Source organism: Polaromonas sp. 39-63-25 (genome assembly GCF_002278925.1).
In the GTDB taxonomy this organism is placed as follows: domain Bacteria; phylum Pseudomonadota; class Gammaproteobacteria; order Burkholderiales; family Burkholderiaceae_C; genus Polaromonas.
In genome coordinates this window covers 195,170-215,120 of sequence record NZ_NCJH01000001.1, presented here as the reverse complement: position 1 = coordinate 215,120, position 19,951 = coordinate 195,170, and the positions used below count along the sequence as shown (strand labels likewise).

The 19,951-nt window shown below is 62.4% G+C and carries 19 protein-coding genes; 7 read left to right on the top strand and 12 right to left on the bottom strand.

All coding sequences use genetic code 11. The features are described from left to right. Positions 1–45: 45 nt before the first annotated feature. The 3 genes from B7X65_RS01030 to B7X65_RS01020 all read right to left on the bottom strand — a co-directional run bounded on the left by B7X65_RS01030 (position 46) and on the right by B7X65_RS01020 (position 3,096). Entirely contained in the window at positions 46–954 is a 909-nt protein-coding gene (locus B7X65_RS01030) for a hypothetical protein (RefSeq protein ID WP_293592136.1), read from the bottom strand. Between the two features lie 165 nt (positions 955–1,119). Then, positions 1,120–1,353, bottom strand: a complete 234-nt coding sequence (locus B7X65_RS01025) for a hypothetical protein (RefSeq protein WP_293592135.1) — start codon at positions 1,351–1,353, stop codon at positions 1,120–1,122. A gap of 150 nt (positions 1,354–1,503) precedes the next feature. Continuing rightward, the gene (locus tag B7X65_RS01020) at positions 1,504–3,096 is read right to left on the bottom strand and encodes an alkaline phosphatase D family protein (protein ID WP_293592134.1); all 1,593 of its coding nucleotides are present in this window, start codon (positions 3,094–3,096) and stop codon (positions 1,504–1,506) included. 448 nt (positions 3,097–3,544) lie between these two features. Here B7X65_RS01020 and B7X65_RS01015 point away from each other — a divergent pair, with 448 nt between their 5' ends. After that, positions 3,545–4,357, top strand: coding sequence for a formate/nitrite transporter family protein (locus B7X65_RS01015; RefSeq protein WP_293592133.1), 813 nt, complete (start codon positions 3,545–3,547; stop codon positions 4,355–4,357). Positions 4,358–4,420: 63 nt separating this feature from the next. Further along, the gene (locus B7X65_RS01010) at positions 4,421–6,166 is read left to right on the top strand and encodes a bifunctional protein-serine/threonine kinase/phosphatase (protein ID WP_293592132.1); all 1,746 of its coding nucleotides are present in this window, start codon (positions 4,421–4,423) and stop codon (positions 6,164–6,166) included. 60 nt (positions 6,167–6,226) lie between these two features. On the opposite strand, the gene B7X65_RS01005 is transcribed toward B7X65_RS01010, so the two are convergent. Continuing rightward, the gene (locus B7X65_RS01005; RefSeq protein WP_293592131.1) at positions 6,227–6,820 is read right to left on the bottom strand and encodes a carboxymuconolactone decarboxylase family protein; all 594 of its coding nucleotides are present in this window, start codon (positions 6,818–6,820) and stop codon (positions 6,227–6,229) included. A gap of 99 nt (positions 6,821–6,919) precedes the next feature. On the opposite strand from B7X65_RS01005, the gene B7X65_RS01000 reads away from it, so the two are divergent. Continuing rightward, the gene (locus B7X65_RS01000; protein WP_293592130.1) at positions 6,920–7,957 is read left to right on the top strand and encodes a serine hydrolase; all 1,038 of its coding nucleotides are present in this window, start codon (positions 6,920–6,922) and stop codon (positions 7,955–7,957) included. Between the two features lie 15 nt (positions 7,958–7,972). On the opposite strand, the gene B7X65_RS00995 is transcribed toward B7X65_RS01000, so the two are convergent. The 8 genes from B7X65_RS00995 to B7X65_RS00960 form a co-directional block, all read right to left on the bottom strand. After that, positions 7,973–8,647 (bottom strand): alpha/beta family hydrolase, encoded by a 675-nt coding sequence (locus B7X65_RS00995; protein ID WP_293592129.1) that lies wholly within the window; start codon positions 8,645–8,647, stop codon positions 7,973–7,975. 72 nt (positions 8,648–8,719) lie between these two features. Next, complete coding sequence (locus B7X65_RS00990) at positions 8,720–8,998, bottom strand: YkvA family protein (protein ID WP_293592128.1); 279 nt, start codon at positions 8,996–8,998, stop codon at positions 8,720–8,722. 127 nt (positions 8,999–9,125) lie between these two features. Further along, the gene (locus B7X65_RS00985) at positions 9,126–10,601 is read right to left on the bottom strand and encodes an RNB domain-containing ribonuclease (RefSeq protein ID WP_293592127.1); all 1,476 of its coding nucleotides are present in this window, start codon (positions 10,599–10,601) and stop codon (positions 9,126–9,128) included. 138 nt (positions 10,602–10,739) lie between these two features. Next, positions 10,740–12,428 carry a hypothetical protein gene (locus B7X65_RS00980; protein ID WP_293592126.1) on the bottom strand — a complete coding sequence of 563 codons (1,689 nt, stop codon included), beginning with the start codon at positions 12,426–12,428 and terminating at the stop codon, positions 10,740–10,742. Positions 12,429–12,549: 121 nt separating this feature from the next. Then, entirely contained in the window at positions 12,550–13,827 is a 1,278-nt protein-coding gene (locus tag B7X65_RS00975) for an amidohydrolase family protein (protein WP_293592125.1), read from the bottom strand. A 12-nt stretch (positions 13,828–13,839) separates the two neighbouring features. Then, a complete protein-coding gene (locus B7X65_RS00970; RefSeq protein WP_293592124.1) occupies positions 13,840–14,583 on the bottom strand; it encodes a GNAT family N-acetyltransferase in 744 nt (247 codons plus the stop codon). A 133-nt stretch (positions 14,584–14,716) separates the two neighbouring features. Further along, positions 14,717–15,346 carry a uracil phosphoribosyltransferase gene (gene upp, locus B7X65_RS00965; RefSeq protein ID WP_293592123.1) on the bottom strand — a complete coding sequence of 210 codons (630 nt, stop codon included), beginning with the start codon at positions 15,344–15,346 and terminating at the stop codon, positions 14,717–14,719. A 46-nt stretch (positions 15,347–15,392) separates the two neighbouring features. Beyond that, positions 15,393–16,907, bottom strand: a complete 1,515-nt coding sequence (locus B7X65_RS00960) for a helicase HerA-like C-terminal domain-containing protein (protein ID WP_293592122.1) — start codon at positions 16,905–16,907, stop codon at positions 15,393–15,395. A gap of 65 nt (positions 16,908–16,972) precedes the next feature. Here B7X65_RS00960 and B7X65_RS00955 point away from each other — a divergent pair, with 65 nt between their 5' ends. Genes B7X65_RS00955 through B7X65_RS00940 form a run of 4 tightly spaced genes read left to right on the top strand, consistent with a single transcriptional unit; the run spans position 16,973 to position 19,951 of the window. After that, entirely contained in the window at positions 16,973–17,698 is a 726-nt protein-coding gene (locus B7X65_RS00955) for a YebC/PmpR family DNA-binding transcriptional regulator (protein ID WP_293592121.1), read from the top strand. A gap of 2 nt (positions 17,699–17,700) precedes the next feature. Further along, positions 17,701–17,991: a hypothetical protein gene (locus B7X65_RS00950; protein ID WP_293592120.1), complete on the top strand. Its 291-nt coding sequence runs from the start codon at positions 17,701–17,703 to the stop codon at positions 17,989–17,991. Continuing rightward, entirely contained in the window at positions 17,988–19,307 is a 1,320-nt protein-coding gene (gene purD, locus B7X65_RS00945; RefSeq protein WP_293592119.1) for a phosphoribosylamine--glycine ligase, read from the top strand. Before B7X65_RS00950 ends, purD begins: the two co-directional genes overlap by 4 nt. 5 nt (positions 19,308–19,312) lie before the next feature. Next, positions 19,313–19,951: a 1-acyl-sn-glycerol-3-phosphate acyltransferase gene (locus B7X65_RS00940; RefSeq protein WP_293592118.1), complete on the top strand. Its 639-nt coding sequence runs from the start codon at positions 19,313–19,315 to the stop codon at positions 19,949–19,951.

The following is a 19,951-nucleotide window of genomic DNA, read 5'->3' as shown; positions in this document are numbered from 1 at the left end:
CGCTGACGTCTGGCCCTGCAGCTGCCAGAGTCGAACCTGCCGGATTTATTCGGCCGCCTGCTGACGCCGGTGTTCGTTGCGCTTCATCGTGAGGTAAGCCGTGCGCTCGACTTCATGCAACTGGCGCGGATAACGTTCCGTGGCGTCAAACCATTGCTGCAGGCGTTTTTCAAGTTGCTCGGCAGGCGGCGCCGCCAGTGACGCCATGTACGCGTCAATCGCCAGGTAGTAGCGCATGGTGTTGCGCTCCACCGCACCGCGCATGCCATCCACATAGGTTTTTTCCCCACCGGCCGGGTTGTTCACCAGGGTGAACCCGGTTTTGCCGCTGCCGACCGTGGCCAGATAGCCCTGCATGGCCATGCGTCCGGCCATGCCGTAACCATAGGAATATTGCAGGTGCATGAAGGTCTTGCCGGCGGCAAGCGGCACCACCCGCAGGTTGATGCGGTAGTTGTTGGTCCCCAGCGGGCCTTTGTCTGCGTTGAGCTGCGCCGCCATGTAGTCCGGCGTGGCGCTGTCCAGCTTGAAGTCAAAGGCCAGGGTGTAGGCGTCCTTGACTTCCTGCGGGCCCTTCTTGCCGATGCTGACTTCCAGTCCCGTGGGGCTGCCGTTGCCGCCGGTGGTGCGGCAGAACTTGGTGTTGAGGTGCAGCATCAGCACATCGCACCAGTTGTCGGGGCTTTTGAAAGCCGTGGTGACCGCTGAAAACGGGTAGTTGATGACCGCATAGGCATTGCCGCTCACGGCATTGGCGGCTTCGGTGGATTCGATGACCAGCGGCCTTTGAAACTCGTTGCGCGCCAGTTGGGGGGCGAGGGCGGTGTATTTGGCCTGCAGCGCCGCGGCGCCCGAGTCGCTCGACGTAGCCATGGCGCTGCCGGCAAGGGCAGTGGCAGCCATCAGGCCTGCGGCGGCTTGGCGGGAAATGGATTTTTTGTGTGCTTGAGTCATCGTGACAGTTTGCCTTCCGCAGGGCCTCTTGTTGGCGACTTGCTCCTTCGTCCTACACGAGTTGAGTGCGAGAAGGAAATCAACAGCAGCTTCAAGAAAAAAGTGCTTTTACTATGTTTCGGCGTTCAGACCGACAACACGTAATTGGGGGCATGCCTGCAAGGTTCAACCCGCCATTTGTGACATGCGGCTTTTCCAGTGCGCGATAACAAGATTGCTACCCCGTCGAAACTTGTGCTTGGGACTTTCATCATTAATGTGATTTATTTTGTAGCGCCCTGACAACGAACCTGTCAGTTCTGACAGAGCGAGGTTCATCGCATCATCAACGACTGCCACGCCGAGGCCAGGCGCCTGCTGACCCAGCGCCGCCTGCAGCTCGCCGCGCTGGTCGAGCACGAAACGCTCGGCCAGAAAGGAATCCTGAAGGTCACCGGCCTGCCGCCGGCGCCCGAACTGGAGTACCGGCCGCTGGCGGCTGTTGCAGCGGGATTGGTGACCTCCATGAACTGGGCGTGCGGCGCAGACCGGCGCTTTGGCCGGTCTGCTTCAGCTTCGCTGCGGTGCCAGTGTCTTGGTGTAGAGCGACGCGCCGGCCAGATCTTTCAATGTGACTGTCATGGCTCGGGTTTTGGCGTCGATGTCCACCTGACCAAAAAACTGCATGCCGTTGGTGGGTGGTGCATTCACTTCGTTCGGGGCTTTCTGGTACATCACCTGCATGCCAAAGGTCGCGTCGGTTTTGTTGGGCCCGAAACCACCGGCGTTGAGCGGCCCCGACACAAATTCCCAAAACGGCGAGAAGTCATTGATCCTGGCCTTGGCCGGATCAAAATAATGCGCGGCGGTGTAGTGCACATCGGCAGTCAGCCACACCACATTCTTGATGCCGGCGCGTTTGATCTCCCTCAGCAGGCGCGCAATTTCAACTTCGCGGCCCATGGGGGCACCGTCGTCGCCGTTGGCACCGGCTTCCCAGCGGGCGCGCCCGTCGGCGTCTTTGCCATCAGCCACATGCAGGCTGATGGGCATGTCGGCGGCAATCACTTTCCAGACTGACTTCGAACGCTTGAGGCCGTCCAGCAGCCAGGCAATCTGGGGGCGGCCCATGAAGGCGCTTTCTTCGGTCTCGCTGGTCTGCAGATTGTGGGTGTTGGGGCCACGGTAGCTGCGCATGTCGACCACAAACATGTCCAGTAGGGGGCCCTGCGGCAGATGACGGTACACACGCTCGCTTTCCACGTCGGCGGTGCGGCGCAGGGGCGCAAATTCATGAAAGGCTTTGGTGGCGCGCGCCACCAGCAGGGGCACGTTCTTTTCGGTGTAACGCTTGTCGGCAGCGAGGTCTTTGGAGTCCGACCAGTTGTTGACCACCTCGTGGTCGTCCCATTGCCAGATCTGCGGCACTTCCGCCGCCATGCGGCGCACATTGGCGTCCATCAGGTTGTAGCGATAGCGGCCACGGTACTCATTGAGTGTTTCTGCCACCTTGCTGACCTCTTCGGTGACCACGTTGTTCCACAGGGAGCCGTCAGCGAGTTTGACCTGGGCCTGGATCGGGCCATCGGCGTAAATCGTGTCGCCGCAATGCAGGAAAAAGTCAGGGCTGACCTTGCGCATCTGCTCGTAGATTTTCATGCCGCCCCAGGCCTCGTTGATGCCCCAGCCTTGCCCCGCCGTGTCGCCGCTCCAGGTAAAACGCACGTCGCGCGCAGCCTTGGCTCCTGCGCCGGCGGGCAGGCGCAGGTGGCCGGCCATGGGTTCAGACAGCACACGCTCGTTGTGCAGGTCCTGCAGCACCACCCGGTAAAAAATTTCCTGGCCGGCTGGCAGGCCCGCCAGGTCCACACGACCGGTGAAGTCGGTGTCGCCCATCAGGTAGGGCCCACGCACCCGCGTGGCGTTGGCAAAACTGGCGGTCGTTGCCCACTCCAGCCAAAGGCGCGCAGGCCGGTCGCTACGGGTCCAGATGATGGCGCCGTCGGACTTGGGATCGCCGCTTTGAATGCCATGAGCCATCTGGGGCCGCATGGCGTCTCGTGTGATGACGGCGGGGGCGGTCTGCGCCCGGGCGAGGCGGGGCAGCGCCAGGGCCGAGGTTCCCAAAACGGTGCTTGAATTCAAGAATGTGCGGCGATCCATGAAGATTCTCCAGAAGTAAAACGTAGAAGCTCGTACTGTTTTGGACCAACATGTCAGCGCCATGAAACTTTTATTGAAGAACGCCCGGTGTTGCCGCCGCACCGCACGTCCCCACCTCCCGCTCACTGAACCGCCGGGGTTGCAGCAATCCATCAGATCGCACCAAAGTGATTAACGGATGGCAGGAACGCACTGCCTTGGGGCAACGCGGTGTATGGATTCCCCGCCGGTGGGCGGATTGGCCGGCGCCACGCTTCATTTTGGTGGCACAGTATGTGCTTGTTCCTGGGTGACTCAGGCTAACAGCGGCCTGATCAAGGCGCGGCAAGTCGCTGCGCACTGATTCAAACGGATAACGGCGTCCACTTCTGTCTCATCTTTTGAGGCATTGGAAGTGGACGTTTTTTTTTGTCTTGTTTGTCTTGTTACTACGGACCAAGGAAATTGCATGTCTTATTTAGTGCCTTCAGAGTTTGTGACGAAGATGGTGGATGCCGGTGAATCCAAAATCTTCATGTCCACCCGCGACACCGTGATCCGGGCCTACATGGCCGGTGCCATCCTGGCGCTGGCAGCCTGGTTCGCCGTCACCATCAACGTCCAGACCGGCCAGCCGCTGCTGGGTGCGGTGCTGTTCCCGGTGGGCTTCGTCATGCTCTACCTGTTCGGCTTCGACCTGCTGACCGGCGTGTTCGTGCTGTGCCCGCTGGCACTGATCGACAAGCGCCCGGGCGTCACGCTCAAGGGCGTGCTGCGCAACTGGGGCCTGGTGTTCGTCGGCAACTTCGCGGGCGCTTTCACGGTGGCGGTGATGATGGCGATCTACGTCACCAACGGCTTTTCCACACCGCCCAGCGCGGTGGGCGTCGCCATAGGCGTGGTCGGCGAGAACCGCACGCTGGGTTACCAGGCGCATGGCGCCAACGGCATGCTCACACTGTTCGTGCGCGGCATGCTCTGCAACTGGATGGTGTCGGCCGGCGTGGTGGGGGCGATGATCTCCACCCAGGTCAGCGGCAAGGTGATCGCGATGTGGATGCCCATCATGCTGTTCTTCTACATGGTGTTCGAGCACTCCATCGTGAACATGTTCCTGTTCCCGTCCGGACTGTTGCTGGGCGCGAAGTTCACCATCATGGACTACCTGATCTGGAACGAAATCCCGACGGTGCTGGGCAACCTGGTGGGCGGCCTGGCCTTCACCGGCCTGACGCTGTATGCCACGCACATCAAAACCGGACCGACACGTTCCTTCAAATAATCCGTCTCAACAACAAAAGCCCTCGCGCACGCAGGATGCGCGGGGGCTTTTTCGGTAACCTCCATGTCCAGTGAACTGAAGATATCGGCAGGTCAGTATTCGGACAAGGGCCGCAAGGAAATCAACCAGGATTTCCACGGCATCTACGTACCGAAAGAGCCGCAACTGAGCGCCAAGGGCATTGCCGTTGCGCTGGCCGACGGCATCAGCAGCAGCGCGGTCAGCGACGTGGCCAGCCAGTACGCCGTCACGGGTTTCCTCGAAGACTATTACTGCACCTCGGAGGCCTGGTCCGTCAAGACGTCGGCCGAGCGGATCCTGAGCGCCACTAACTCCTGGCTGCATGCGCAGACGCAGAAAAGCCAGTACCGCTACGACAAGGACAAGGGCTATGTGTGCACGCTGAGTGCCATGGTCATCAAGTCCACCACCGCGCATATTTTCCATGTGGGGGATTCACGCATTTACCGCCTGCGCGGCAGGGCGCTGGAGCAACTGACCAGCGACCACCGCGTGTGGATCTCGCAGGGCCAGAGCTATCTGGGCCGCGCGCTTGGCATCAAACCGCAGCTGGAAATCGACTACCAGACCCAGCAGGTTGAGCAGGGCGACATTTTTCTGCTGGCCACAGACGGCGTGTACGAACATGTCAGCGAGCACGACATGGCTGCCATCATCCACATCTGTGCCGGTGAACCCGACGGGCTGGAGACGGCCGCCAGATCCCTCGTCGAGAAAGCCTTCCAGCAGGGCAGCACCGACAACCTGACGGCCCAGATCGTGCGGGTCGATGCCTTGCCCCGCCAGCACGCCGGCGAGGTGCTCCAGCAGCTGTCCAGCCTGCCGCTACCGCCCATCCTGGATGCACGGACGGCATTTGACGGCTACACCATCATCCGCGAAGTGCATGGCAGCAGCCGCAGCCACATCTACCTGGCGGTGGACGGTGAAACAGGCGCCCAGGTCATCCTGAAAACGCCGTCGATCGACCTGCAGGCCGACCCGGCCTACCTGGAAAGGTTTCTGACCGAAGAGTGGATTGCCCGGCGCATCAACAATGCACATGTGCTCAAGCCCTATGTACCGACCCGAAAGCGCCACTACGTTTACGTGGCCACCGAATACATTGACGGGCAGACCCTGAGCCAGTGGATGATCGACAACCCCAGGCCCGAGCTGGAAGCCGTGCGCGGCGTGGTCGAGCAGATTGCCAAAGGGCTGCGCGCCTTTCACCGGCTGGAGATGCTGCACCAGGACCTGCGGCCGGACAACATCATGATCGACCGGACCGGCACGGTGAAAATCATCGATTTCGGGTCCACCCGCGTGGCCAGCCTCACGGAGGCGGCTGCACCCGGCGAGCCGGACCCCGTGCTGGGCACGGCCCAGTACGCCGCACCCGAATATTTTCTGGGCGAAGGTGGCACCACACGTTCGGACATCTTCTCACTGGGCGTCATCACCTACCAGATGCTCACCGGGCGACTGCCTTACGGCGCCGAAGTGGCCAAATGCAGAACCCGGGCCGCACAAAACAGGCTGCGCTACGACTCCGCGCTGCACGACGACCGCGAGATACCCGCCTGGATAGACGGCGTGCTGCGCAAGGCCCTGCATCCGGACCCTGCCCGGCGTTACGACGAGTTGTCGGAGTTTTTATACGACCTGCGGCACCCCAACAGGGCGTTTCTGGACAAGACGCGCCCGCCCTTGCTGGAGCGCAATCCCCTGCTGTTCTGGAAGGGCGTCTCCCTGATTCTGGCAGGGATCATCGTGGTGCTGGTGGGCGTCCAGGCATTCGTTCGTTAGGCCGATTCCCCACCAGCGGCAGAGCGCTGCCTGTGGGCATGCGTCCTGGCACCCGGCCTGTCAGCCGTGTTTTCCCTTCTCCCAGCCCACCGCCCCGATCGCCCGCTCGGCCACTTCGGCGGCCAGGGGCTCGAGGCTGGTGGCCATCGTGTCGTTCCAGCGGTTCAGGTAGCCGAACAGGGCGATGGCCGCGACGATCTCGACGATCTGCTCGTCGTTGTAGTGTTTCTTCAGTTCGTCGAAGTCTTCCGCAGAAGCTTCGTTGGGCACAGCACCGGCCTTGAGCGCCAGGCGAATGGCCGCGCGTTCTGCCGGGCTGAACAAGTCGCTGTTCTCGAAGTCCCACAGCGCGGCGATCTTGGCGTCCGAGGCCTTGTAGATGCTGGAAAGGTTGGTCATGTGCGACTGGCAGTACAGGCAGCCGGCCGCATAGCTGCTGGCCAGGCTGACCAGCATCTTGGTTTCTTCCGGTACCGTGCCTTCGTACAACACGGCCTGGTTCAGCGCCATGAAGGCCCGCACGATGTTGGGCCGCCGCACCATGGTCATGATGCTGTTGGGTGTGAAGCCGCGCGTTTTTTTGTAGTGCTCGAAACGCTCGCGGATGTCGTCTTCCTTGATGTCTGCGAGGGGGACGGGGTTCAGGTGTGCCATGCGGGAGTCCTTGTTGTTCTGTCAAAGCGCCATGTTAGCCCGCCTCACCGCGCAGATTCCCCCGCTACACTTTGCCCGTCTTCACCTCGGGGGAATCCCATGAGCCGTTCTTGCATGTGGTGCTTCAGTCTGCTGTTGGGCGTCACGTCGCTGGCCTGGGCGCAGTCACCTACCGAGTGGCGCGGGTCGTCTCCGGCAGAGCAGGTGCTCGATGCCGCAGCGTTCAAAGGGGTGGGCGAAACCATTTCCGAACATATGGGCGACGTGCAGAGCGTGGTGGTGGTGTTGCGCGGTCGGACAGTGTTCGAGTTCTACCGCGATGGTGCCCCGGCCATCCTGCGCGATGTGCATTCCGTCGCCAAAAGCGCCTTGTCGGCACTGGTGGGCATTGCCGTGGGGCAGGGCCGCATTGCCGGCCTGGATCAGCCCGTGCTGGCGCTGATGCCTGAATGGACGGCATTGAACCCCGATCCGCGCGCGGCGACCATCACGGTGCGCCATCTGCTCACCATGAGCGCGGGGTTTGAGGTGAATGACCCCACCGGAACAGCCGCCGCAGGCCGGCCGCAGGACACCTGGGCGCGGCCGCTGCGCAGCGCGCCGGGCGCGGCATTTGCGTATGACAACGCCTTGATTCCCATGCTGTCGGCCGTGCTCGAACGGGCCACCGGCATGCCTCTGGCGGACTATGCGCGCGAGCAACTGGTGACACCCCTGGTGTTTGCAGAGCCCGCCTACAGCCGCGGGCTGGGCCTGCGCACGCTGGACATGGCCAAACTCGGCCAGCTTTTTTTGCAGAACGGCGTGTGGGGCGGAAAACAAATCGTTCCACAGGCCTATGTCATGGCGGCAACCCACCCGCAAAATGCCGGCGGCCCGCCTGTCTCCTTGTCTTATGGCTACATGTGGTGGGTGGTGCCGTCCAGCGCGGCGCGTCAAACCTTCATGGCCAGCGGCTTTGGTGGTCAGTTCATCTGGGTGTATCCGCCGCTGGACCTCGTCATTGCGGCCACGTCAACGGCTTCGCCAGAGACCTCACGCCGAGGACAGGCGCTGCAGCTGATCCGCGGTCGGCTGTTTACCGCCGCGCAGCGACGTCTTGCGGGCGAACCGGGCGTTTCCGTGCGTGTGCCGTGAGCGGCTGCCCGCAAGTCAGCGTTTCTTCATCCACGCAGCCATGGTGTCGAGCAGTTCCTCGCGCACCTGCGCATCGTTGCGGCCCGAGCGCACCAGCACATGAAAGGCGTGGTCGGCACCTTCGACGATGTGCAGGGTGGCGCGTTTTCCAAGACTTTCCGTGGTCTGCGTGATGAGGCCCTTCTCCGCCAGGCCGTCGCGTGTGCCCTGCAAAAACAGCATGGGCAGCTTGACGCCGGCCAGGTGCGCCGCGCGTTCGGTCGAGGGCTTGCCGGCCGGGTGCAGCGGAAAGCCCACCAGCACAATGCCCTGTACACCGGGCAGCGGCTCAAGCGCCTGCGCCTGCGTCGTCATGCGGCCGCCGAAAGACTTGCCGCCGGCAAACAGCGGCACCTTGGGCAGTTGCCGCGACGCTTCCGCCACCGCTGCCCGAATCGCCTCGTGCGCCACGGCCGGCAGGTCCGGGCGTTTGGAGCCTTGTTCCATGTACGGAAAGTTGAAGCGCAAGGTGGCGATGCCGCGCTCCGCCAGCCCCTGCGCGATGGCTGCCATGAAGGCGTGGTCCATGCCCGCGCCGGCACCGTGGGCGAACACATAACAGGCTTCGGCCTTGACCGGGACCTGCAGCAGGCCAGAGGTGGTGCCGCCTGAGGGCAGGGGGATGGTCAGCGAAGAGGAGCGGGTGGGCATAAACGGAAGCCTGGCGATGGCCAGCGGTTGAGCCTCTTGGGGCGACCGCCCATTACACCAGCGCGGCGGCGCTCAGCCGGCGCTGCGTTGTGCCGTGGTTGCGGCGGCGATTTCCGGCGGCAGGCGTTTGAGCAGCCAGCGGATGGCCAGCGGCACCAGCACCAGGTCATCGGCAATCCCAAAAAAAGGCAGCATGTCCGGGATGAAGTCGATCGGCGAGATCAGGTAGAGCGCAATCGCCGCCGTGCCCCACTTGAGCCAGCCCGGCGCCTGCGGGTGGCGCAAGGCGAACCACAGTTGCCGGGCGTCGCCGCGCAACAGAACCCACAGCAGGGGCAGGCGTTTGAACATGGAAGCTCCTTGAGTGAGGTGGTGAGGGGCAAGGCCGGCGGGCCGCTTTGACCCAGATGGCGCTGCTTGCCCCCGCTACAAGAGTCTTCACAGGGCGTTACATTCCCCGCCAGGTCGGCAATGACGCTCAGGCGCGCTCGAAGTCGATGAAGCTCTTCTCCGCATCCACCGCCAACAGCCTGACGCGTGCCGTGTCGCCCACGTCCAGCCCTTCAAAACCCCGCACGACCCGGCCCTCCAGCAAAGGGCTGCTGATGCGCACAAACGTGCCCTTGGCCGCCGCGCCCGTCACGAGGGCGTCGAACACATCGCCGATACGGTCGTGCAGCAAATACGCGCCGGCGGCCTTGAGCACCTGGCGCTCGACCTTGCTGGCGTTGTCTTCCTGCAGCGTGCAATGCCGGGCAATCTCGTCAAGCTGATCGGCGGAATAAGGCGGCGGCTCGCCGGCCAGCGCCGCCTTCAGCAGCCGCTGCGTCACCAGGTCAGGAAAGCGGCGGTTCGGCGCGGTCGAATGCGCGTAGTCGTTGATGGCCAGCCCGAAGTGGCCCTGTCCATTGCCTCCTGCTGTGGCTGTGCCTCCGGCCACCGCCGGTGCAGCAACGTATTCACCCGAGCCCAGCATCTTCACCACCGCCAGCGACAGGTCGGAAAAACCGGCCGGGTCGGCCGCGCGCCGGGCGCTCAGGAAGCGGTCCAGCGCCAGTGCATCGGGCTGTTCGGGTAACTGCACGTCATGGCTTGCGGCCAGGGCCACGATGCGGTCCCAACGGCGCGGTGCCTGCAAAAACCGGCGTATCGACGGGAAACCCTGATCCACCAGAAAACGCGCCGTCGCACCGTTGGTCGCAATCATCAGGTCGGCAATCAAATCCTTGGCGCGGTTTTTTTCGTCAGGCTGCAGGTCGACCAGCTGGCCGTCCTTGAACACCGGCCGCGCGGAAATGGTGTTGACATTGAGCGCACCGCGCGACTGGCGCCACTGCCGCAGCTTGCCAGCCAGGGTGTCGTGCAGGCGCACCTGCGCTTCGAGGCCCGGCACGCTGGCCATTTGCGGAGGCGCTGGCCCGTCGCCGCCCAGCCAGGCCGACACCGCGTCGTACGTGAGCTTCGCGTGGTTCAACACAACAGCGCGGTAGATGTCTGACCCCGACACCGTGCCGTCTGCGGCCACCTGCATGTCCACTACCACCGCCAGCCGCTCCTGGCTTTCGTGCAGCGAGGTCAGGTCGGTGGACAACACCTCGGGCAGCATGGGGAAAATGCCCGCAGCCGTGTACACCGAGGTGGTGTTGGCACCCGCATGGTCATCGACCGCGCCACCGGGCCGCACCAGGCAATCGACATCGGCCACCGCCACCAGCAGGTGCGCAGCGCCCGCAGGCAGCGGCTCGGCCACGCTCAGCTGGTCGAGGTCTCGCGTGTCGTCGTTGTCGATCGAGAACCAGGTCAGGTGCCGCAGGTCGCGGATGTCGCCATTGCGTTCGGGGCCGGTCTGGCGCGCGGCCTCTGCTTCCAGCAATGCCTGCGGAGAGAACTCGGGCAAGAGGCCGCGGGTGCGCATGGCTTCGACAGCGAGTTGGTGGAGGTGGGTGGGGTCCATGGAGATTGGTTGGTAAGGTCACTGTACCTGCTGAACTCTCCAATTTGACGAGCGATATGCAAACGCGCTGTGCTGGCCCGCGCCTTCTATTGGGAACGCAGGAACGAGGAGAAATGCAACAAAAGTTCCGGTGCACCCTTACCGGGTCGGGATAAACCTGCGCAGTCGAATAGCCAGGATTGGATCGGAAGTTGTCAACTTTCGAAGCCAATCGATTGTGTTTTCTCTTACTTGCTTTTCTTTGCTACTGGCATCTGATCCGGTTCCGATGTTCAGAAGGGTTTTTAGTCGTTTAGTGAAAACTCGGCCTTCGGATGCCAAAAGAAGCGCTTCTAGCTCAGAGAAATCAACTTCAGAGACCCGCGTAACGTCTTTGGAATTCCATCCGCTGGAAAAATCGATCGCATCTAACGCTTCCTGTGCACTGGAAATCTGCGCATGTTTGATGGCTTCCGCCTTAAGTCTTTGTGCGAACGCCTCGTTATAAATGTGCCCGAAAGGGCCATCCGCGTCTGAGAAAACTCCTGGTCGGGACTGATTGACAGCAATGAATTTTTCCAAAAGCGCGTTGGCCGCATCTTCTTGAGACGCTTCCTTGAAAACTTCGCAAGCGTTGTACAGGTCATTCGCGCTAATCACTCGAAGCGAATCGTCGGTGATGACGCGAAGACTTTGTAGAAGTGCTGCGCTGTCGCCGCTCGCTGAGTGCCAAAATTTTGTCCAGCTGTTCGAATAAGTCGCGCGTTGCGCTAACTCTTCAGCGGTTCCCGACAATTCGGTGGCGAGCTTCAATACGGTGGCTTGATCAAAATAGCCCCGCTCGACGCCATGGGAAATCACTGTATCCAGTGCCGATGTCTCGGAATATCCGTAGCTGCCAAGTTTTTCTCGCCAGACACTTTGCAGTTTTTCTTCCTCTGTTTGCGTCGTTTGGTCATCACTCTTCAGGTAGTGCCTCCAGTCCGTGTCATATTCTCGAATGAAGCTCGGAGGTGGAAATCCATCCTTTGGCAAAAAGTATGCTGCCCCAAACAAGGCCAAGGAGTGAACAACTTCCTTGATTACAGCTTCATGCAGTCCGGCCAGGAGTGCTTGCAACTCGTCGGCCATCGCCGCAAGTCGAGCGATAACCCGGATGTTGGACACGCCAAGGAATATCATTCTTTCCTGCAGAAGTAGGCGCACTGCCGTAGGTTGCTCGCCCAAAGCAATCTCACACGCTGTCTGAGCGGCTGGTGCAAAGTGAATTAGCTCGTCAACGACCTTTTCAGTGTAGAGCGTCAAGTCGTCCTTCTTTTCGCCATTGAGCTTATCTTGATCTGAAATTAGAAGCACTCGACAGTCTCTCTCCTCCTTCAGGAACGAGGCTAGGCCAAATACATCGGCGAGCCTCAGGGAAGGAGCTGCGCGCTCCAAGTCGTCGAAACAGATTACGGCCTTACGTACCGCAGAGAACGACAATTCGTTCGCCAAACTTTCAAGTTTTCCTAACACTGGAATAGCTGGAAGGAGCTTGAGTAACTGCATCGGCTTCAGCGCATAACCTTCTCTTTCGATTACTTCGCCCACCGTTCCGCTATTGCCTGGAAGTGTCACTTGGGAAACGATTTCCTCTGCCACTCGTTTTCGAATCTCTGCCAAACTGCTTAGTCCGAATAGCGACACATAGGCATACCTTGGTTTGTTATGGTCGGCCGCAGCTTTTTTGAGGGACTGCTTCCACTGAAATGTTTTTCCTGCACCCCATCCCCCAGTCAGAAGCACAACCTTAGGCTTCGAGGAACTGAGCAGGCCGTCAAGACGTTGTTGGACGATGTTAAGTGTCATATTTACGGTCCTTCGATGAGGAAATTAGATGTGTCGTCGGCAGGTCGCTCTGCCGGAGGCTATCTGCCTTTCATGAATAAGGGCCCGGAAGGCGGGCTACCGGACAGTGCCCGGCCCGACGTCAAGTCACAAAACAGGTTGTCGATGGCCGTTGTGTCAGCCGTAAAGCAACCGTGACTTTGAGTGTCTCCGCGAGTAGGACGCCCTTCCTCCAAACCTTCAACCGATTAGCCCTCAACCGAATCGCCTCCACCACATCCCGCGCCTGCAGCAACACAAAGCTCGCATCACACCCCGGTGCGATGCCATAGCCTTCCAGGTGCATCACCTTCGCCGCGTTGACGGTCACCGCATCAAAACAGGCACGAATCCCTTGCTGGCTCGTCATCTGCGCCACATGCAGGCCCATGTGTGCGACTTCCAGCATGTCGCCCGAGCCCATGCCGTACCAGGGGTCCATCACGCAGTCGTGGCCGAAGGCGACATTCACACCGGCGGCCATCAGTTCGGGCACGCGGGTCATGCCTCGGCGTTTGGGGTAGGTGTCGTGGCGGCCTTGCAAGGTGATGTTGATCAGCGGGTTGGCGATCACGCTGACGCCGCTCTCGGCAATCAGCGGAATCAGTTTGCTCACGTAGTAGTTGTCCATGCTGTGCATGGAGGTACAGTGGCTGCCGTTGACGCGGCCCTGCAAGCCCAGGCGTTGCGCCTCGAAGGCCAGGGTTTCGATGTGGCGGCTCAGCGGGTCGTCGGACTCGTCGCAATGCATGTCGACCGGCAGGCCGCGTTCGGCGGCGATTTCGCAAAGAAGCTTCACACTGGCCGCGCCTTCGGCCATGGTGCGCTCGAAGTGGGGAATGCCGCCGACCACATCCACGCCCTTGTCGAGTGCACGCTTCAGATTCTCCACACCGCCCTTGCTGCGCAACACGCCGTCTTGCGGGAAGGCGACGAGCTGCAGGTCGATGTAGGGTGCCACCTGTTTTTTCACTTCCAGCAGCGCGTCCACGGCCAGCAGGCTGGCATCACTCGTGTCCACGTGGCTGCGGATGGCGAGCAGGCCCTTGGCCACGGCCCAGTCGCAGTAGGTCAGGGCGCGTTCGATGATGGCCTCTGGCTTGAGTGTGGGTTTCAGTTCGCCCCACACGGCAATGCCTTCGAGCAGCGTGCCGCTTTCATTGACACGCGGCAGGCCGTAGCTCAGCGTGGCGTCCATGTGGAAATGCGGGTCGACAAAGGGCGGGCTCAGCAGGTAGCCGCCGGCGTCGACTGTTTCATGCGCCTGCGCGCCGGCGATCGGTCCTTCAGTCACTTCGGTGATCTTGCCGTTTTGCACGGCAATCGACATGCCGGTGCGGCCGTCGGGCAGGGCGGCGTTGGTAATCAGGAGATCCATCATTCCTTGCGCCTTTCAGCTTTGGTTCTGAAGGTTCCCGGCCAGGCTGTTGGCAGACCAGCGCGCGCGGGACAAGCGGTACACGCAGCAGCGCCTCTCGGGGCTGTCAGCCGGGAAGGCATAGTGGTCGAATTCGTCGGCAACACTTTCCTGCATGCCCAGGCGCCGCATGACGGCTTGCGAGCGGGTGTTGCGCAGCGTCGTTACCGCGACGATCTCTTCTAGGCCCACCGACTCGAAGCCGGCCCGCACGGCAAGGCGCGCGGCCTCGGTGGCCAGGCCCAGGCCCCAGAAGGGCGGCGCGAGCCGCCAGCCCACTTCCACGCAGGGGCCGAAAGGCAGTTCAGGGTCGGGAATGTTGAGGCCGGTAAAGCCGGCGAAGGTGGGCGCCGGTGCCCCGTCAGCCAGGTAGTCGATGGCCCAGAACCCCCAGCCGCGCTCGTTGATCTTTTGCATGGCCCGGCCCACCCAGGCGTCGCTTTCTTCGCGGGTCAGCGTTGCCGGAAAGTGACGCATGACTTCAGGGTCGGCCACCATGGCGGCAAAGGGCTCACGGTCGGCGTCTTTCCACGGGCGCAGCTGGATGCGCGAGCTGGCCAGCAGTGCGGGTGCGATGGCGCTGCCGGCTGTCCATTCGATGGCTTCAGCCTCCAGGCCGCCGCTCAAGGCGTCCAGCAAAACCTGCCGTTCCGCCTGTTTGCGTGCGGTTTTTTCATCGAGGAAAGCCGGGTCGGCTTTGTCCTGGGGGCGGCTGCGCATCAACGTTCTCCCTTGCGGTTCGGCTTCATCGCCCCCAAGCGGGAAGGCCGGGGGCAGGCCCAGCAGACTCATAAAACATGAATTTGCTATTAAAAATGTAGCTGCTTACGCCCGTATTTATTGGGCTGGAGGCCTATTTTGTTCCAAAGATGCGGTCACCCGCATCACCCAGGCCAGGCAGGATGTAGCCGTGTTCGTCGAGCTGGCGGTCAATCGCCGCGGTGTAGATGTCCACGTCGGGGTGGGCTTTCTGCATGGCGGCAATGCCTTCGGGGCAGGTCAGCAGGCAGACGAACTTGATGGACTTGGGTTTGAGCTTTTTGAGCCGGCTCACGGCGGCAATGGCCGAGTTGCCGGTGGCCAGCATGGGGTCGACGATCACGATGTCGCGCTCTTCCATCTCTTGCGGCATCTTGAAGTAGTACTCGACCGGCTCCAGGGTTTTCGGGTCGCGGTACAGCCCGACGTGGCCGACGCGGGCGCCAGGCACCACGTTGAGCATGCCTTCCAGGATGCCGTTGCCGGCACGCAGGATGGACACAAACACCAGCTTCTTGCCGTCGATCATGGTGCCGGTGGTGGTTTCCAGCGGCGTCTCGATCTCGACGTCCTGCACCGGCATGTCGCGGGTGACTTCATAGGCCATCAGGCTGCTGAGCTCGTTGAGCAGGGTGCGAAAGGTGTTGGTGGAAGCGTCCTTGCGGCGCATCAGGGTCAGCTTGTGCTGCACCAGCGGGTGGTCGATCAGGTGAACCTTGCTCATAAATACCTTGGGTTTCTGTTGTCTGGTTGGTTGAAAGGTAAAAGGCTCAGCGCTTCTTGCTGCCGAAAAGGCCGCCCAGCACGCCGCGGATGATCTCACGGCCCACCGTGGAGCCCATGGTGCGCACGGCCGACTTGGCCATGCTTTCGGCCAGGCCCTCGCGCCGCCCGCCGCGCGGGCCGGTGCTGCCGAACAACACGTCGTTGAGGCCGCCCAGAATGCCGCCGGAAGCCGATTGCCCGGCCGCGCCGCCGCCGGCGGCTTTGGCGGCCTCGGCCGTGGCAACTTCGGCACGCTCCTTGAGCATCTCGTGGGCCGATTCGCGGTCCACGTGTTTTTCATACACCCCGGCTACCAGCGAACCCTGCATCAGGGCCTGGCGCTGCTGCGGCGTGATCGGGCCGATCTGGCTGCCCGGCGGCAGCACATAGGCGCGTTCGGTGACGCTGGGGCGGCCCTTGCTGTCGAGAAAACTCACCAGGGCCTCGCCCACGGCCAGCTCGGTGATGGCGGTCTCGATGTCCAGGCCGGGCTTTTGCCGCATGGTCTGCGCCGTGGCCTTGACGGCTTTCTGGTCGCGCGGGGTGTAGGCGCGCAGTGCGTGCTGCACCCGGTTGCCCAGCTGCGCCAGCACCGAGTCGGGAATGTCCAGCGGGTTCTGCGTGACGAAATAGACCCCGACGCCCTTGGAACGCACCAGGCGCACGACCAGCTCGATACGCTCGATCAGCGCCTTGGGCGCTTCGTCGAACAGCAGATGAGCCTCGTCGAAGAAAAACACCAGCTTGGGCTTGTCGGGGTCGCCGATCTCGGGCAGCTGCTCGAACAGCTCGGACAGCATCCACAGCAGAAAGGTCGCGTACAGGCGCGGCGAGTTCATGAGCTTGTCGGCCGCCAGGATGTTGACCACGCCTTTGCCGTCAACTGTCTGCATGAAGTCGCTGATGTCGAGCATGGGCTCGCCGAAGAACTTGTCGCCGCCCTGGGTTTCGATCTGCATCAGCCCGCGCTGGATGGCGCCCACGCTGGCGGCGCTGATGTTGCCGTACTGGGTGGTGAACTGGCTGCCGTTGTCGCCCACGTACTGCAGCATGGCGCGCAGGTCTTTCAGGTCCAGCAGCAGCATGCCGTTGTCGTCGGCGATCTTGAAGACGAGGTTGATCACGCCGGCCTGGGTCTCGTTCAGGCCCAGCATGCGGCCCAGCAGCAGCGGCCCCATGTCGGACACGGTGGCGCGCACCGGGTGGCCCTGTTCGCCGAACACATCCCACAGCGTGGTGGGGCAGGCCAGGGGCACGGGCTTGTCGATGCCGCGCTCCTTGAGCACGGCCGCCATTTTTTCGCCCATGTTGCCGGCCTGGCTGATGCCGGCCAGGTCGCCCTTGACGTCGGCCATGAAGACCGGCACGCCGATTTTGGAGAAGTTTTCGGCCAGGGCCTGCAGCGTCACCGTCTTGCCGGTCCCGGTCGCGCCCGTGATCAGACCATGGCGGTTGGCCAGCCCGGGAAGCAGCTCACAGTGGGTGGATGCATTCCTGGCAATCAAAAAGGGCTCGGCCATGGGGTGTCCTCCAAGTGAAAAAGTAAAATGCGGTTTGTAGATTAAATCAATTCCAAAGGATTTCCGTGGCTGGTCACAGTAAATGGGCGAATATTCAGCACCGCAAGGGTCGCCAGGACGAGAAGCGTCAGCGTGTCTGGACCCGTGTCATGCGCGAGATCATGGTCGCGGCCCGCATGGGCGGCGGCGACTTGAACACCAACCCGCGCCTGCGCCTGGCGGTGGAAAAGGCCAAGGCGGCCAACATGCCCAACGAAAACGTCAAATACGGTATTGCCAAGGCAACCGGCAGCCTGGAAGGCGTGCATTACGAGGAAGTCCGGTATGAGGGCTACGGCATAGGCGGCGCAGCCATCATCGTGGACTGCATGACCGACAACAAGGTGCGCACCGTGGCCGAGGTGCGCCACGCCTTCTCCAAATACGGCGGCAACATGGGCACCGAGGGTTCGGTGGCTTTCCAGTTCAAGCACTGCGGCCAGCTGATTTTTGCCCCGGGCAGCGACGAAGACAAGATCATGGAAGTGGCGCTGGAAGCCGGCGCCGACGACGTGATCACCGACGAGGACGGCGCCATCGAGGTGCTGACGCCCTACACGGCGTTCGAAGCTGTCAAGAACGCGCTCGAAGCGGCCGGTTTGGTGCCGGAAGTGGCCGAAGTGACCATGCGCGCCGACAACACCATCGAGCTCACGGGGGCCGAGGGCCAGAAGATGCAGAAATTGCTGGACGTGCTGGAAGACCTGGACGACACGCAGGACGTGTTTCACAACGCCTCACTCGACACATGACCATGGACGGCCCTACGGATTCGTCAGAGCGGCTGGCCCGCATCGAGCAACTGCTGCAGGAGGGTAACCGGCTGCGCGCGGAAGCCATCGCGCTGCAGAAGGAATCGCTGACGATGCAGAAGTCGCTGGTGGAGGATACCCGCGCCAACATCGTGAAGGCCGGCACCGTGAACGACCAGGCCCTGGAACTCCAGCGCCGCAGCAAGGCGGCGGTCAAGGTCATCTTCGGCATCGTTCTGCTTCTTATTATTTACCTCAGCTACCTGCTGTTTTTTAGATTGAACCTCCCGTGAAAGTTCTTGTTATTGGCGGCGGCGGCCGTGAGCACGCGCTGGCCTGGAAACTGGCCCAGTCCCCCAAGGTGCAGGCGGTCTACGTCGCGCCGGGCAACGGGGGCACCGCGCTGGACCCTCGCCTTGAGAACATCAATATCACGGATGTGCAGGCGCTGCGGGCGTGGGCAGCTACAGAAAAGATAGTACTGACGGTGGTCGGCCCGGAGCAGCCGCTGGCCGCCGGCATCGTCGACGAATTCCGTGCGCACGGCCTGCGGGTGTTCGGTCCGACCAAAGCCGCCGCGCAACTGGAAAGCTCGAAGGCCTTTTCCAAGGCCTTCATGAAGCGCCACGGCATTCCGACGGCCGAGTACGAAACCTTCACCGACGCCACGGCGGCCCATGCCTATGTGGACGAAAAGGGCGCGCCGATTGTGGTCAAGGCCGACGGCCTGGCCGCGGGCAAGGGCGTGGTGGTGGCCATGAGCCTGCACGAGGCGCATGAAGCCATCGAGTTCATGCTGGCCCCCGACCCGAGCTTCAACCCGCTGGGCGTCACGCACAACGCCGGCGGCGCGCGTGTCGTGATCGAGGAGTTTTTGCAGGGCGAGGAAGCCAGTTTCATCGTGATGTGCGACGGCAAGAACGTGGCCGCCATGGCCACCAGCCAGGACCACAAACGCCTGCTGGACGCCGACCAGGGCCCCAACACCGGCGGTATGGGGGCGTATTCGCCGGCGCCGGTGGTCACGCCCACGGTGCATGCCCGCGCCATGCGCGAGATCATCCTGCCGACCATCAGGGGCATGGAAAAAGACGGCATTCCCTTCACCGGCTTTCTGTACGCCGGCCTGATGATCTCCGCCGACGGCAAGGTCAAGACGCTGGAGTTCAACTGCCGCATGGGCGACCCCGAGACCCAGCCCATCATGATGCGGCTCAAGTCCGACCTGTTCGAGGTCATGATGGCGGCCACCTCGGGCAGGCTCGACGAGGTGGAGCTGGAATGGGACCGCCGCGTGGCGCTGGGCGTGGTCATGGCCGCGCACGGCTACCCGCTACAGCCCCGCAAGGGCGACCTGATCACCGGTCTGCCGGTGGTGCATCCGTCCGAGGCGCCGGAAGATGTGGTGGTGTTCCATGCCGGCACCGCGACGGCTGCGGGCGGTATCAAGGCCGGTGTGGTGACCTCCGGCGGTCGTGTGTTGTGTGTCACGGCGCTGGCCAGCTCCGTGCGCGAGGCCCAGCACCTGGCCTACGAGGCAACGCAGGCGATTCATTTCGACGGCGCCCAGTACCGCAGGGACATCGGATTCCGGGCCATCAAGTCCTGATGGGCATGGATTTCCAGCCGCCGCATCCCGTGCAGTTCCAGGGGAGCGGGCTGGCCCGGGCGGTGGTCAGGGCCCTCGGCTGGCGCGTGGATTTTGCCGGCCTGCCGACGCTGCAGGGCGTGATTGTGGTGTACCCGCACACCTCGAACTGGGATTTCCCCATCGCCGTGCTGCTCAAGTGGGCGGTCGGCATTCCGGTGCAGTTCTGGGGCAAGGACACGCTGTTTCTCATTCCGCTGTTCGGATCGTGGCTGCGCTGGCTGGGCGGCGTGCCTGTCAGGCGCTCGGCACCCCAGGGCGTGGTCGGGCAGATGACGGCCATGATGAAACAGCAAAAGGCCGACGGGCAGTACTTCTGGCTGGCCCTGTCGCCGGAAGGAACACGCCGGCTTACCGCAGGCTGGCGCAGCGGGTTTTACCGGCTGGCGCTGGAAGCCGATGTGCCGGTGGGCCTGGCCGGACTCGACTATTCACGCAAACGCCTGGTCTTTCGCGATTTTGTGCGGCTGACCGGCGATGAAGACCGCGACCTGGAGCGCATGGCCAAGTCCCTGCAGGACTTCCGCGGCTTTCGGGCCGGCGCCGCGGCCCCCGTGCGTTTGATCAATTCAGGCCTGCCCCAGGCCGATACCATCGTGAAATGA